The organism is Dietzia sp. NCCP-2495 (assembly GCF_026011735.1).
Lineage (GTDB): Bacteria > Actinomycetota > Actinomycetes > Mycobacteriales > Mycobacteriaceae > Dietzia.
The window spans coordinates 35,446-50,082 of the sequence record NZ_BRVN01000023.1 but is presented as its reverse complement, the minus strand read 5'-3'; the positions used below and the strand labels follow the sequence as shown (position 1 = coordinate 50,082).

At 68.8% G+C, this 14,637-nt stretch carries 6 protein-coding genes and 2 pseudogenes; 6 read left to right on the top strand and 2 right to left on the bottom strand.

Annotated features, from left to right (window positions below; genetic code table 11):
* Window positions 1–2,606 (bottom strand): Ig-like domain-containing protein (locus tag OPF83_RS14965; protein WP_264888383.1); only part of this gene is annotated, 2,606 nt, incomplete at its 3' end.
* 490 nt (window positions 2,607–3,096) lie between these two features.
* Between OPF83_RS14965 and OPF83_RS14960 the strand changes: the two genes are divergently transcribed.
* The 6 genes and pseudogenes from OPF83_RS14960 (at window position 3,097) to OPF83_RS14935 (ending at window position 12,986) form a co-directional block, all read left to right on the top strand.
* Window positions 3,097–5,475: a hypothetical protein gene (locus tag OPF83_RS14960; RefSeq protein ID WP_264888382.1), complete on the top strand. Its 2,379-nt coding sequence runs from the start codon at window positions 3,097–3,099 to the stop codon at window positions 5,473–5,475.
* A gap of 577 nt (window positions 5,476–6,052) precedes the next feature.
* Window positions 6,053–7,471 carry an Ig-like domain-containing protein gene (locus tag OPF83_RS14955; protein WP_264888380.1) on the top strand — a complete coding sequence of 473 codons (1,419 nt, stop codon included), beginning with the start codon at window positions 6,053–6,055 and terminating at the stop codon, window positions 7,469–7,471.
* A 13-nt stretch (window positions 7,472–7,484) separates the two neighbouring features.
* Window positions 7,485–8,609: pseudogene (locus OPF83_RS14950) on the top strand (alpha-hydroxy-acid oxidizing protein).
* 345 nt (window positions 8,610–8,954) lie between these two features.
* Window positions 8,955–10,574: a Re/Si-specific NAD(P)(+) transhydrogenase subunit alpha gene (locus OPF83_RS14945; RefSeq protein ID WP_264888379.1), complete on the top strand. Its 1,620-nt coding sequence runs from the start codon at window positions 8,955–8,957 to the stop codon at window positions 10,572–10,574.
* A gap of 4 nt (window positions 10,575–10,578) precedes the next feature.
* Window positions 10,579–12,000 carry a Re/Si-specific NAD(P)(+) transhydrogenase subunit beta gene (gene pntB, locus OPF83_RS14940; protein WP_264888378.1) on the top strand — a complete coding sequence of 474 codons (1,422 nt, stop codon included), beginning with the start codon at window positions 10,579–10,581 and terminating at the stop codon, window positions 11,998–12,000.
* A 207-nt stretch (window positions 12,001–12,207) separates the two neighbouring features.
* A pseudogene (locus OPF83_RS14935) lies at window positions 12,208–12,986 on the top strand (aldehyde dehydrogenase family protein).
* Window positions 12,987–13,107: 121 nt separating this feature from the next.
* Here OPF83_RS14935 and OPF83_RS14930 read toward each other — a convergent pair.
* Entirely contained in the window at window positions 13,108–14,430 is a 1,323-nt protein-coding gene (locus tag OPF83_RS14930; RefSeq protein WP_264888376.1) for an ammonium transporter, read from the bottom strand.
* Window positions 14,431–14,637 lie beyond the last annotated feature (207 nt).

Genomic DNA, 14,637 nt, shown 5'->3' with positions numbered 1-14,637 from the left:
TCGCCGATGGTGAACTCGACGGTGCCCGCGGCGCCAGCCGGGGTGACGGTGGCTGTCAGGGTGGTGGGCTCGTCGACCCTGATCGGGCCGGTCTCCACTGTGACCTCGGTCGTCGTGGCCTCGGCGTCGACGGTCACCGTCTTGCTGTCAGTGCTGCTGGTGTAGCGGTCCGGGTTGGCCGGGACGAATGTGGCCGTCACGGTGTCGGTGCCGGCGGTCGCCGCGTCGAACTCGGCGGTGGCCGAGCCGTTCTCGACGTCGACCGTGCGGGTCTGGTCGCCGTATTCGAACCGGACCTGGCCCTCGGCTTCGGCCGGGGTGATGGCGGCGGTGGCCTGGATGGTGCCGCCGGCGGTCACCTGGATCGGGTCGAGGGTCAGGTCGGTGGCGGTGGCCTCAGACTCCACGGTCACGGTGCCCTGGCCGGTGCTGCCGTCGTAGCGATCAGCGTTGGTCGGGGCGAACGCGGCCTCGACGGTGTGGTCGCCGGCGGTGGTGAAGGTGTGCTCGACCGTCGCGACGCCCCCTGAGACGTCGGCGGTGTAGGTCTGCCCGTCGACGGTGAACTCGACGGTGCCCGCCGCGGCCGCCGGGGTGACGGTGGCCGTCAGGGTGGTGGGCTCGTCGACCCGCGCCGGTCCGGACCCGGAGCTGACGCTGACGGAGGTGGCGATCTTGTCCAGCACGGTGACGCTCAGCGAATCCGTGCTGCCGCTGTAGCGGCCGGTGTCGGCCGGGAGGAAGGTGGCGGTGATCTCCATCTGGCCGGTTGTGGTGGCCTCGATGTCCGCGACGGCGATGCCCTCGGCGTTCACCGGGGCGCTGACCGTGGTCTCGCCGTTGCTGAACTCGACCGTGCCGGCGGCTCCGGCGGGGGAGACGGTGGCGGTGGCCCGGACCGAGTCGCCGGGGATCACCTCGTCCTGGTCGACGGTCAGCACCGTCTGGGTCGCCTCGGCGGTCACGTCCACGGACTTTGTGTCGGTGCTGGTGGTGTACCGGTCGGGGTTGGTGGGGTGGAACGTCGCGGTGACGGTCAACTCGCCGGCCGTGGCGGCGGTGAACTCGGCGCTGGCGGTGCCCTCGTCGGTCACGGGGACGCGGATGGTCTCGTCACCGGCCGCGAACTCGACCTCGCCCTCGGCGCCCGCCGGGGTGACCGTGGCGGTGGCCTGGACGGTGCCGCCGGCGGTGACCGTGAGCGGGTCGAGGGTCAGGTCGGTGGCCGTGGTCTCGGAGTCGACCGCGATGGTGGTCTGCCCGGAACTGGGCAGGTATCGGTCACCGTTGGTGGGGGTGAAGTCGACGACGACGACGTGGTCGCCCGCCTCCGGGAAGGTGTGCTCCAGCGTGGCGACGCCGCCCGAGACGGTCGCGGTGTAGTCCTGCCCGCCGATGGTGAACGTGGCGGTGCCGGCCGCGGCCGCCGGGGTGATGGTGGCGGTCAGCGTGGTGGGCGTGCCGGCTTCCACGGGCTCGGTGCCGGCGGTGACCTCGGTGGTGGTGGGGGTCTGCTCAAAGACGTCGATCGTCTCGCTGTCCGAGCTGCTGGTGTAGCGCTGCGGATCGGCGGGGATGAAGGTGGCGTTCACCGTGGTCTCGCCCGCGGTGTCGGCGGGGAGCTCTGCGGTCGCCTTGCCCTCGGCGTCCACGGGGACGCGGACGGGCTCGCCGCCGGCGCTGAATTCGATGTCGCCCTCGGCTCCGGCCGGGGTGACGGCGGCGCTGGCCTGGACGGTACCGCCCGCGAGGACCTCCACTTTGTCCAGGGAGAGATCGGTCCGGGTGGCCTCGCTCTGAATGTTGACCGTGCCGGATCGCGACGAGCTGACCCACTGGGCCGAATTCGTGGGCGTGTAGGAGGCGGTGACCGACTTGGAGCCGGTGGAGTCGAAGGTCGTGGTGGCCGTGGCGACGCCGTTCACGACGTTCGCGGTGAGCGTCTTGCCGTCCACCGCGAATCGCACGGTTCCGGTCGGGGTGTTGGTGCCGTGGTTGGCGGTCACGCGCGTGGAGAGGGTGACCGTCTCGCCGACCCGCCCGGTGCTCGGGCTCACGGTGACGGCCTGCGTGGTGGTAGCGACCGCAGGCATGTCGAACCAGATGCGGCTTGGATACTCAATCTGATTCCAGTCGTTCGTTACTTCGGCTCGGAGACCGAGGTTGAAGCGCTGCCCTCCTTGCGCGTCTGCGGGGATGCGCGCGCTCAATTGGTATCTCCGGGTCTCGCCGTTATCGATCCTTGTATCGGCTAGATTTCCTCCCACGAAGTTGCCAGATTCGGTGCGCATGTCCTGCATGGTTTCGCCCGAGTGGGATAAATACCCGAACCCGCCAGGGTTGGTGATGACGCCCCACTTGCGCAGGTTCGACCATCGGTAAACCAAGTTGCCGTTGAACTTTGCGGTGTTCTCGATCCACACATTGCCCCCGGGTACAAAGTTGCTCCCAGCAGTGCGAACGCCCATCGTGAACTCGAATCGATCGTGCGTGATGGTCGCCGGATTTGAGATGCTCAACTGCTGAGCCTGCGCTGCAGGAGCGAGTCCCAGCACCAGCGCGAGTGCTGCGAGGAGCGCGGTCGCGATGCGCGCAGGCCGTGACACCGATGGCACGAGGTGCGCGTGAGACGTGGGGGCGTGGGCAGACATCGAGAGACTCCAGAGGGTGCGCAGGGGTCGAGCACCGGTTTGTCCGTGGTTTCGGGCGCTGAATCCGATCAGCAGTGGCGGACAGCCGGGAGAAGGGGAACTGAGCTCATAGTAATGAATCCGTAATATAAGTAAAGCCCCAATCTGATGAATGGTGCCGCGCTCAGAGGTGAACGTCCTGTCGGCGATACAGCGGTGTGACGACGGTAACTCTTCGTGGTCCCGCGCCCCGGAAGACTAGCGCTGACGTCTGGATGAAGTGGAGGTTGAGAGCGCGTGACATTCGGGACAAATCCGCCCAACGTAGGTTTGGTCGGCTAAATGTGCACCTGAGAAGTGCTGTCGACCTGTTGCGCAACTGAGAATCCCCTATATAGTTTCGTCGTACTCCGACATGTGCCCATGTCCCCTCAGGGCGCACCCTTCAAGTTTTTCGAGGAAGCCCATGCGCCGCGTACTCGCGTGGTTCTCAGCCGTCGTCGTCACCCTCGGCGTGGCCACCGTTCCGTCGGTGGCCACGGCGCAGCCGACGCGGTCGACCACATCGTTCGACACCACCTGCCACATTTCCGCGCCCAAAGTCGCGGGCGTGGGCGGTCCGATGGACATCACCCCCAAGAACCCGGTGCAGATCCACGTCACCGCCCCGGAGTCGGTCAACGCGGGCGAGCGCTTCGACGTCACCTTCGAGATCGACCCGATCAACGTCGAACTGGACAGTCTGCCCAGCGCGATCAGTCTCAAGCGCGCCTCGCGATTGAAACTGGACCTGCAGCGGCCGGCTGGGACGAAGCTGGTCGACTACAGCTTCAGTGGCGGCAACATCCCGATCGCCGACGGCCGGGTCATCACCGTGAACGAGAACGGTGTCCCTGATGCGAACGGCACTGTCCTGCGTCTGACCGACAAGGGCCACAACACCATCGGCAACGGCGGGAACACCTCGACCACCAGCCACGCCGGACTGAACATGGACCTGAGCGGGAAGACGGCGCTGGACTTCCAGTTCCCCAAGGTCACTCTGACCTTCGAAGCCGAGCGCGCCGGAACCGCGAACATCGGCGTCCGGACCCAGGGAGCGGCCGCCACCTACGGTGCCAACCCGGCGTCGTATCTCACCCTCCTGGCCTCGGCGGGCGTTCCGCTTCTCGGCGATCAGTGGGTTCCCGGCTACTGCAGCCCCCGCTCGTCGGCCACCGCCCCGATCAACGGCGGCGCCGCGACGATGAAGTCCGTTGAGATCGTCGGCCTGCCGACCTCCAGCACCCTCACCGCCCCGGACCAGGTGCTCCTGCGGGCCCCGGCGGAGTTCGTCACCACGGTCGATCCGCGCATCGCCGGCGAGGTGACCTTCACCAGCGGCAACCAGCGGGTTACCGCCCAGGTCGACACCGCCACCGGTGAGGCCAGGGCGCGACTGACCTTCAACGACCCGGCTGAAGCCGTGGTCACCTCGCGGTTCACGCCCACTGATCCGCGGTACGCCACGGCCACCTCGGAAATCCGGGTCACCCCGGAGCGGCTCCCCACTCAGATGACGATCACCGCCCCCGCGTCGACCGAGGCCAACACCCGGACCCCGATCTCGGTCAGCCTCCCGGGTGACGCGCGGGGAACCGTCACCTTCACTTCTGGCGACCAGGTGCGCGAGGTGGCCGTCCGCGACGGCCAGGCCGCGACGAGCATAACGTTCTCCCAGCCGGGTGAGACCGAGGTGGAGGCGGTGTTCACGCCGTCCGCCACGTCCGCGTACGGCACGGCGACCGCCTCGGCGACGATCCTCGTCGAGGAGAGCACCAATACGTCACTCATCCTCAACGGGCTCGACGCCCCGGGCTACGTGGCCGAGCCGGCCCGACTCGAGGCCGTGATCAACCCGGCCGAGGGCACCACCGATCCGCAGGGCCGCGTGGAGTTCGTGGCCGGTGCGGAGACCCAGATCGTCGACGTGGTGGACGGCAAGGCCGCGGCCGAGTTCACGTTCGGTCGCCCCGGCGATGTCGAGGTGAGCGCGACCTTCCACCCCGCGGGGAGCGATCAGACCCGCGCCACGGACTCCGGCACGCTGGAGATTCTCGACGCCGAGGCCACCGGTTCGGACCTCGTTGGGCCCGCGACCGTGGAGCCGGGTCAGGCCACCGAGTACCGGATCGTCACGACCCCCGCCGGCGTCGAGGGCACCGCGGTGGTGCGGATCGATGGACGGGTCGTGGCCACCGACGTCGAGATCAACGACGGCGAGGGCCATGTCACCCTCACCTTCCCGCCGGCCGTTCAGGAGAGTCGCACCGTCACCGTCGAATTCACCCCGCAGGACCCGCGCATGCAGCGGCCCCACACGGTAGAGCACACGATTCGGGTCGCCTCGGCCGCGGTCGACGAGGACGCACTCACCGTGACCGTCGAGGGGCCGGCGGGTGACCTCGAAGCGGGTCAGGCCGGACGTTTCCGCGTGACGGTTCTCCCGACGGACGAGCTGGCCTCCCCGGCGACGCTCAACGGGTACCTCACGGTGACCAACAACGGTGAGCCCGTCCTGGACGAGGCCGGCGAGCCGGTCCGGATCCCGGTCACCCGCGGTGTCGCTGACACCGACATCACCTGGACCAGCGGCTACCCGCAGGCCAAGTTCCTCCAGTTCACGTACCACTCCCCAGGCGGCGCCGAGCGCGCGTCCGGCTCGATCACCGTCAATGTGATCGGGGAGGGCGACGGGGCCGACGGCGTGTCCGTCACCCCGGGCCAGGGCACCGGCGGCAGTGGCTCACTCGACCTCGGATCCCTCACCGGCTCCGGGAGCCTGTCCGGCTCCCTCGGTGGCTGACGGCCAGGAATAGGACTGACATCTCATGATTCGCAAACTTCTCGCCGTACTCGCGGCCCTCACCCTCATGATGGGGCTCGCCCCCGCCGCTACAGCCCAGACCACAGGGACGGTAACTCAGAATGACCTGCGGTTCACATACTCGATCAACGCCGGTGGAAGTGACTTGCGGCCGGGCGGACATGTGAGGCTGGACATCACGGCCAGGAACACTCTCCCGTCATCGCCTTGGTACAACCCGCTACAGAACAACAGAGTGCTCAATACTTTCGGTTTCACCGTTCCGGCCGGCTACACGTTGCGCTCCAGCGGTGGGAATGACATGCAGAATGTCGGCACTCACGATCAGTCCAACTACTTTGGTGGGCAGCCCGGCGATGTGATCAGCACGAACCGAGTCGTAGGACCTGGATCAACCCGCTCGGGCTGGTTGTCGTTCAATATTCCCGACGACGCGGCAGGGGGCAGCTCGCACAAATTCGGGTTCCGTGCGCATCTAGGATTAAACGGCGATTGGCATCCACTGGTGGAGAACGCACTCGGGTTCACCCTCGGGGCAGTCGCCACCACGACGACAGTGAGCGCCACCCCAACCACCGTCGAAGAGGGCGGCAAGACCACGCTGACCGCGTCGGTGGCGGCAACGGCCGGGTCGAACAAGGTCACCGCCGGCAACGTCGAATTCTTTGTCGGCGGCACCTCGATCGGCGTCATGCCGGTCGGCACCAACGGCCGCGCCGGCATCGAGCACAGCGTGCCCCTGCTCGACAATCGCACCCCGATCACCCAGCAGGTGACCGCCCGCTACCTCGGGGATTCACCCCGGTTCGCGGCGTCGAACTCCGGGACTACGACCATCACGGTGAACCCCGAGCCCAAGGCCGAGGTGACGAGCACCGTCGGGCTGACGGCCACCCGCGGCCTGGCCGAGGACGGGCAGTTGCCCGTCACCCTCGACGTGTCCGTCGACACGAGCAACGGACAGGACCTCCCCGCCGGGGCACAGGTGGAGATCCTGCGGGACGACGTCGTCGTCGCCACTATCCCCGTCGCCGGTGTCACGGCCACCTACACCGACCACCTCGACGCGGAGGTCGCCGAGTCGACCTCCTACCGCTACACCGCGAGGCTCTTGAAGTCCGAGAGCGACGACACGATCTACCTGGGCGCCGAGTCCGAGCCGGTGACCGTGACGCTCGCCGCCGAAGTGACCCCCGAGGTCACCGTGGCTGTGGATCCGACCAGCGTGCTCGTCGGCCGCGCTGTGGACATGACCGCCACCCTCACCGCGGACGGGAACCCGCTGCCCGCAGGAGCCGAGGTGACCATCAGAGCCAACGGCCGCGACATCGGGACCGTCACGACCGGCGACGACGGCACCGCGGTCCTGGCCGGGCACGAGTTCACCACCCCCGGTGACAAGACCATCGAGGCCGTGTTCGGCGGCGCGGTGATCGGCGGCAAGAACTACCGGCCCGTCACCTCCGCCCCGGCCACCCTCACCGTGGAGGCGCTGCCGGAAGCCGACTCCGCGACCGTGATCGAGCTGCAGACCGAGGCCACCGCCGGCGACGAGGTGACCATCACCGCCGTGGTCTCCCGCCCCGACGGCGGCGAGCTCACCGACGCCGCGGCCACGGACCTCGGCTCGGTGTGGTTCTTCTCCGACGGCGAGGTGATCGGCTCCGCCCCGGTCACCATGGACCCCGCCACCGGCGAGGCTACCGCGGTCTTCACCCACCGGTTCGCCGAGCGCGGCGAGTACCGCGTGACCGCGGAGTACTCGGGGATCTCCGGTAACGATGAGGTGATCTCCCCGTCCGAGACCGCGGAGGCCACCGTGGTGACCGTCTCCGCCTCCGGGATCGAGATCGAGGAGCCGGGTCCGCCCGCGCCGGACCCGATCATGATCGGCTCGCTCGACATGGGCAGCATCGAGGGTGTCCTCGGTGAGGAGGGGCTGAGCAGCCTCACGGGGATGTTCGGCGGGAACTGACCCCTGCCGAACGATCCGGCCACGGCACAGGCGGCCCGTCCCCGGGGAGGGGGCGGGTCGCCTGTGCCGTCCGGGCGGGCGCAATGCGTGGGCGTATATATACGGGGCGCCGGGGCCGGGCGCACGATGGACGCCAACCGCGAGGCGTTCGACCGGCGACGGATCATCCCCCGGATGCTGCGCGACACGACCGACCGCGACCTGACGGTGGAGCTGCTGGGCCGGCGGCTGCCCGCCCCGGTGCTGGTGGCGCCGATCGGCGCGGCCGGGCTCATCACCCGGGACGCCGACCTGGACGTGGGTGCCGCCGCCGCGGTGGTTCCAGTTGTACTGGAGCAGCGACGAGGAGCTCGTGGACAGCTTCCTCTCCCGGGCCGAGGAGATCGACGCCGACGCCGTCGTCGTCACCCTCGACACCACCCAGCTCGGCTGGCGCCCGTGGGACCTCGACCTCGGCTCCCTCCCGTTCACGCGGGGCGTCGGGATCGCGCAGTACACCTCCGACCCCCGGTTCTCCGAGCTCGTCGCCGAGCGGATCGCCGCCGACGAGCCCGAGGACCCGGTGAAGGTCACGCCGCAGGCGGTGCGAACCCTGCTCGAGATGGCGCGCAACCACCCCGGCGGCCTACTGGACAACCTCCGCGCGCCCGAGCCCCGCGCCGCCGTGCAGACCTTCCTCGACACCTTCTCCAACCCGGCGCTGAGCTGGGACCACATCACCACGCTGCGGGAGCGCACCCGCCTGCCCGTCGTCCTCAAGGGCGTGCTCCACCCCGACGACGCCCGCCGCGCGGTGGACCTCGGCGTGGACGCGGTGATGGTCTCCAACCACGGCGGCCGCCAGGTCGACGGCTCGATCGGCAGCCTCGACGCGCTCGTCGCGGTCCGCGAGGCGGTGGGGCCGGAGCCGACGGTCCTCCTGGACTCCGGGATCCGCAGTGGCGCAGACGTGGTCAAGGCGATGGCCTGCGGCGCCGACGCGGTGACGCTCGGCCGCCCGCACCTGTAAGGACTGGCGATCGACGGCCGCCGCGGCGTCGGCGAGGTGCTGGACAACCTGCTGGCCGAGATCGACCTGACGATGGGGCTGGCCGGGGTGCGCTCGTGGGACGAGGTCGACGGCGGGCTACTGACCTGAGGCCCACCTCACCTCTATGTGGGATACCTCACAGAACCGCCGGCGGGGGCATTCCCGGGTTCTTTCCCGGCCACATCATCCCGTAAGGTCACACAGAAGTTCTTCCGGCGGTCAAGGCGACACCCCCGTCCGACCCCCGGGAGAGACGCCACAACGGCGGACGATGCACGGGCCACCCTCTTGCCCACGATTGCGTCGCGAGACCTGCGCGAACGACCGTCGACGGGCCCCTCGCGACACTGCGACGCGAGTCGTCGACACAAATGGATACGTCTCGCAGACATTACGGACTGAACCGGCGCGTGCGTGCCGGTTCTCATAACAACGCTGTCAAAGGAAACCCTTATGGCCTCGAGCCTTGAAGAGATCCCCGAAGTGACGCCTGATTCCGAAGTCCGGGAGACGGCCGAGGGGCCGTCGGTGATCGGTGTGGTCGCGGAGTCGAACCCCGCGGAGAATCGCGTGGCGGCGACGCCGGCGACGGTCGAGAAGCTGATCGGGCTGGGTTACAAGGTCGTGGTGGAGTCGGGCGCGGGCGCGCGCTCCGAGTTCGCGGATGCCGCCTACACCGAGGCCGGTGCCGAGGTGGTCGACGGCGACACCGCGTGGTCGTCGGACATCGTCATGAAGGTCGCGGTGCCCACCGAGGCCGAAGTCGGCCGGATGCGCCGCGGCGCCACCCTGGCGGGCCTGCTCGCGCCGGCGCAGAACGAGAAGATGATCGAGCTGTTCGCCGAGCGCGGCGTGACCGCGCTGGCCATGGACGCGGTGCCGCGCATCTCGCGCGCCCAATCCATGGACGTGCTGTCGTCGATGGCCAACATCGCCGGCTACCGCGCCGTGATCGAGGCCGCCCACCACTTCGGTCGATTCTTCACCGGCCAGGTCACCGCCGCCGGCAAGGTCCCGCCGGCGAAGGTCCTCGTCGCGGGCGCCGGTGTCGCCGGCCTGGCTGCCATCGGTGCGGCCTCGAGCCTCGGCGCGATCGTGCGTGCGACCGACCCGCGGCCCGAGGTGGCCGACCAGGTCAAGTCCATCGGCGGCGAGTACCTGCCCGTCGAGGTGCCGGACGAGGAGAAGGAGGTCTCCTCCGACGGCTACGCCAAGGCCACTAGTGAGGCCTACGACAAGGCCGCCGCGGATCTGTACACCGCGCAGGCCGAGGACGTCGACATCATCATCACCACGGCCCTGATCCCGGGCCGTGCGGCCCCGCGCCTGATCACCGCTGCCGACGTGGCGCTGATGAAGCGTGGATCGGTCATCGTCGACATGGCTGCCGCACAGGGTGGCAACGTCGAGGGCAGCGTCGCCGACCAGGTCGTGGTGACCGACAACGGCGTCACGATCATCGGCTACACCGACCTCGCCGGTCGTCTGCCCGCCCAGGCATCGCAGCTCTACGGCACCAACCTGGTGAACCTCACCAAGCTGGTCACGCCGGAGAAGGACGGCCAGTTCACGCTCGACATGGACGATGTCGTCCAGCGCGGCGTGACCGTGGCCCGGGCCGGGGAGATCCTGTGGCCCCCGCCGCCGGTCCAGGTCAGCGCCGCCCCGGCGCCCGCCGCGGCCGCCGCCGCCCCTGCTGAGGAGCCGGAGGAGAAGAAGGCGATGTCGCCCGGGCTGAAGTTCGGCCTCATCGGGCTGGGCATGCTGGCACTGCTGGTGCTGGTGGCCATCGCGCCGGGCGAGATCCCGCAGCACCTGACCGTGTTCGTGCTGGCCATCGTGATCGGCTACTACGTGATCGGCAACGTGCACCACGCGCTCCACACCCCCCTGATGTCGGTGACCAACGCGATCTCCGGCGTCGTGGTGGTGGGCGCCCTCCTGCAAATCGGCATCGACAACACCGTCGGCCTGATCCTGGCCGCCGTGGCGATCCTCGTCGCCTCCATCAACGTCTTCGGCGGATTCGCCGTGACCCGACGCATGCTCGGCATGTTCTCGAAGGGAGCCTGAGACCATGTCACTCGTGACCGCCGCCAACGCGGCCTACCTGGTTGCCGCGCTGCTGTTCATTCTGTCGCTGGCCGGACTGTCCAAGCACGAGACCGCCCGCCGCGGCTTGAGCTTCGGCATATTCGGCATGGGGATCGCGCTGATCGCGACCGTCGTGCTGGTACTCGACCACCAGCCCGCCCCGATCGGCATCATCCTCATGGTGGTCGCCGTGGGCGTGGGCGCCGGGATCGGCCTCATGCGCGCCCGCAGCGTGCAGATGACCGAGATGCCCGAGCTGATCGCGCTGCTGCACTCGTTCGTCGGCCTGGCCGCCGTGCTGGTCGGCTGGAACGGCTACCTCGATCCCGAGCTTCACGGTGAGCTCGAGGGCTCCCTGCTGGGCATCCACTACGCCGAGGTGTTCATCGGCGTGTTCATCGGCGCCGTGACACTGACCGGCTCGATTGTGGCCTACCTCAAGCTGTCGGCCAAGATGAAGTCGGCGCCGCTGGTCCTGCCGGGCAAGAACCTGATCAATGTCGCGATCCTCGTCGCGTTTGTGGTGCTGACGGTCTGGTTCATCATCAGCCCGGCCCTGTGGATGCTCGTCGTCGTCACCATCCTGGCCCTGGTGCTGGGCTGGCACCTCGTGGCCTCCATCGGCGGCGGCGACATGCCCGTCGTGGTGTCGATGCTCAACTCGTACTCCGGCTGGGCCGCCGCCGCGACCGGCTTCCTGCTCGGCAACGACCTGCTGATCGTGACCGGCGCGCTCGTCGGCTCCTCGGGCGCCTACCTGTCCTACATCATGTGCAAGGCGATGAACCGCTCGTTCATCTCCGTCATCATGGGCGGCTTCGGTATCGAGGCCTCCTCCGGCGAGGGCAAGGACCACGGCGAGCACACCGAGATCGACGTGGACGCCGCCGCCGAGATACTGGCGAACGCCAGCTCCGTGATCATCGCCCCCGGATACGGCATGGCCGTGGCCCAGGCCCAGTACCCGGTCGCCGACCTCACGCAGACCCTGCGCGACCGCGGCGTCGACGTGCGGTTCGCCGTGCACCCGGTGGCCGGCCGCCTGCCCGGCCACATGAACGTACTGCTGGCCGAGGCCAAGGTCCCGTACGACATCGTGCTGGAGCTCGACGAGATCAACGACGACTTCGCCGACACCGACGTAGTGCTGGTCATCGGCGCCAACGACACGGTCAACCCGGACGCCGCCGAGGACCCGGGCAGCCCGATCGCCGGCATGCCCGTGCTGCACGTGTGGGAGGCCGAGAACGTGATCGTGTTCAAGCGGTCCATGGCCGCCGGCTACGCGGGCGTGCAGAACCCGCTGTTCTTCCGCGCGAACTCGGACATGCTCTTCGGCGACGCCAAGGACCGCGTCGGCGAGATCCTGACCGCGGTCCGGGAGAGGCAGGGCGCGAACGCCTGACCTGCTGGCCGGCCGGCTCATCGTCCAGAGGGTTCGGACCACATCGCTCGAGTAGATGTGATCCGAACCCTCTGCTCGATGGTGGGGCCGCGTGCCAGGTGCCCCGCCCGCCCGTCGCGGAGGGCACCGCGGGCGGGGGTCGGGTAGAAACGGGGCCATGACCGCTACCCCTCGAAGCGACGCCCCCGGCGGCACAGCCGCCACCCCGTGATCCGGAAGATCACGTTCACCGGCTCGACGGTCGTCGGCAAGCAGTTGGCCGCGATGGAAGGACAGCACATGAAGCGCAGTTCGATGGAGCTCGGCGGCCACGCGCCGGTCATCGTCTGTGACGACGCCGACCTCCGGCTGGTCCTCGACGCCATGGGCCCCATGACGTTCCGCAACGCCGGCCAGGTGTGCATCTCTCCGACGCGGTTCCTGGTGCAGAACGGCATCCGCGACGAGTTCGCCCGCGAACTGGCCCGGCACGCCGGGCAGATACGGGTCGGCAGCGGACTCGAGGACGGCACCACCATGGGTCCCCTCGCCAACGATCGTCGACTCGCAGCGATGAGTCAGTTCCACTCCGACGCCGTCGAACGGGTGCGGAGGTTCTCACCGGCGGTCACCGGATCGGCGAGGCAGGCAACTACTGGGCTCCCACCGTGTTCAACGAGGTGCCGACCGAGGCGCGGTTGTTCAACGACGAGCCGTTCGGGCCCGTCGCCGCCATCCGGGGGTTCGATCACTTCGACGAGGCGATCGCCGAGGCCAACCGCCTGCCCTACGGGTTGGCCGGTTACGCGTTCACAGGGTCGCTCGCGGCCGCGGACCTCCTCACCCGCAGGGTCGAGGTGGGGATGCTGTGGGTCAACATGCCGTCGATGCCGTCCGCCGAGCTGCCGTTCGGCGGGGTGAAGGACTCGGGTTACGGCTCCGAGGGCGGTCCCGAGGCCATGGAGTGCTACCTCAACACCCGATCGATCGCGATCCGGAACGTCTGACCCGCCGTCAGGGCACGACGAATCGGGCCACGACGAACCGGGACACGACGAACCCCGGGGCCCGCAGCCGAGTCGGATCGAACCGGCGGCAGACCCCGGGGTCATGCAGTCGCGTGAGGTGTCAGTTCTTCGTCGTGTTCGCCATCTCCTCCGGTGAGTCCTCCGCGGCGGCGGCGGTTCCGAGACCGTCCTGGAAGTACGCCATCTCGCGGTGATAGGCCTTGTCGAGGCCTTCGAGTTCGGCCTCCTCGGTGACGCGCAGTCCCATCGTCTTGTCGAGAACGACCGCGATGAGCAGCGTGACCAGGAACGAGTAGGCGACCACGGCCACGGTGGCCAGGGTCTGCGCCCCGATCTGCCCGAACCCGCCGCCGTAGAGCAACCCCGCCTCACCGACGGGGGAGGCGGGATCGGCGATGACGCCGATGAGCAGCGTGCCGACGACGCCGGCGACGAGGTGCAGTCCGGCCACGTCGAGCGAGTCGTCGTATCCCAGGCGGAACTTCAGGCCGACCGCATAGTGGCACACCACGCCGCAGATCAGGCCGATCGCGATGGCGCCGAGCGGGCTCACCGACGAGGCGGCCGGGGTGATTCCGACCATGCCGGCGACCAGCCCGGACGCCACACCCAGGGTGGTGGGGTGCTTGGCCCGGACCTGTTCGGTGATCATCCACGCCAGGGCCCCGCACAGGGCCGCGACGACGGTGTTCAGGGCGGCGACGCCGGCCGTGTTGCCCGCGGCGACCGCCGAGCCGGCGTTGAAGCCGATCCAGCCCGCGAACAGCATCCCGGCGCCGAGGAAGGTCAGGGGGACGCTGTGTGGCCGGCTCACCGTGGGGAACCCGGCGCGGCGACCCAGTACGAGCACCAGGGCGAGTGTGGCGATGCCGGCGTTGATGTGGATGGCGGTACCGCCGGCGAGATCGATCGCGCCCAAGCCGTTGGCGATCCACCCGCCCACGACCGAACCGTCCTCGGAATCGAACGCAAACACCCAGTGGGCGACGGGGAAGAAGACGAGCAGAGGCCACACCAGGGCGAAGACCAGCCAGGTGGAGAACTTCATTCGATCGGCGACGCCGCCGGCCACCAGTGCGACCGTGATACCGGCGAACAGCAGGAGGAATCCCGCGAAGAGGGCGGGCGGCAGTCCCGGTGTCGCCGGCTCGGCCATGATCCCCCTCAGCCCCAGGTACTCCAGGGGGTCCCCGAGGAGTCCGAGCCCGCCGAGCGAGTTGCCGAAGGTGAGGGAGTACCCGACGACGACCCACAGAACTGCCATCACCGCGACCGCGCCGATCGTCATCATCATCATGTTGAGTGTGCTGCGGATGCTGACCATGCCGCCGTAGAACAGGGCGAGACCGGGCACCATCAGCGCCACGGCGACCATGGCCGCGAGCACCCAGGCGGTGTCCGCCGCCGCGATGGCTACGTCCATCTGTCTCTCTTTTCTCTGCAGGCCGCCGGGGGCGGCTATGGGGATAAACGAACGTTTCACAGTGTGATCCTGTGGTGCTCACCGCCGCGTATCGCGATGGTTTCCATCTGGTTACCGGATTCCCCGGAGGATCACCCCGCTACAGCGGCTCGTCCCATCGCCGCAGGTGAGCGCTGCGCACGATGCTCCGGGAAGCCGTAACGCGGC

What these genes read in the sequence shown, in the direction of transcription:
- OPF83_RS14960 (WP_264888382.1), top strand. Translation starts at nt 3,097, where the DNA reads ATGCGCCGCGTACTCGCGTGGTTCTCAGCCGTCGTCGTCACCCTCGGC.
- OPF83_RS14945 (WP_264888379.1), top strand. Translation starts at nt 8,955, where the DNA reads ATGGCCTCGAGCCTTGAAGAGATCCCCGAAGTGACGCCTGATTCCGAA.
- pntB (WP_264888378.1), top strand. Translation starts at nt 10,579, where the DNA reads ATGTCACTCGTGACCGCCGCCAACGCGGCCTACCTGGTTGCCGCGCTG.
- OPF83_RS14930 (WP_264888376.1), bottom strand. Translation starts at nt 14,430, where the DNA reads ATGGACGTAGCCATCGCGGCGGCGGACACCGCCTGGGTGCTCGCGGCC.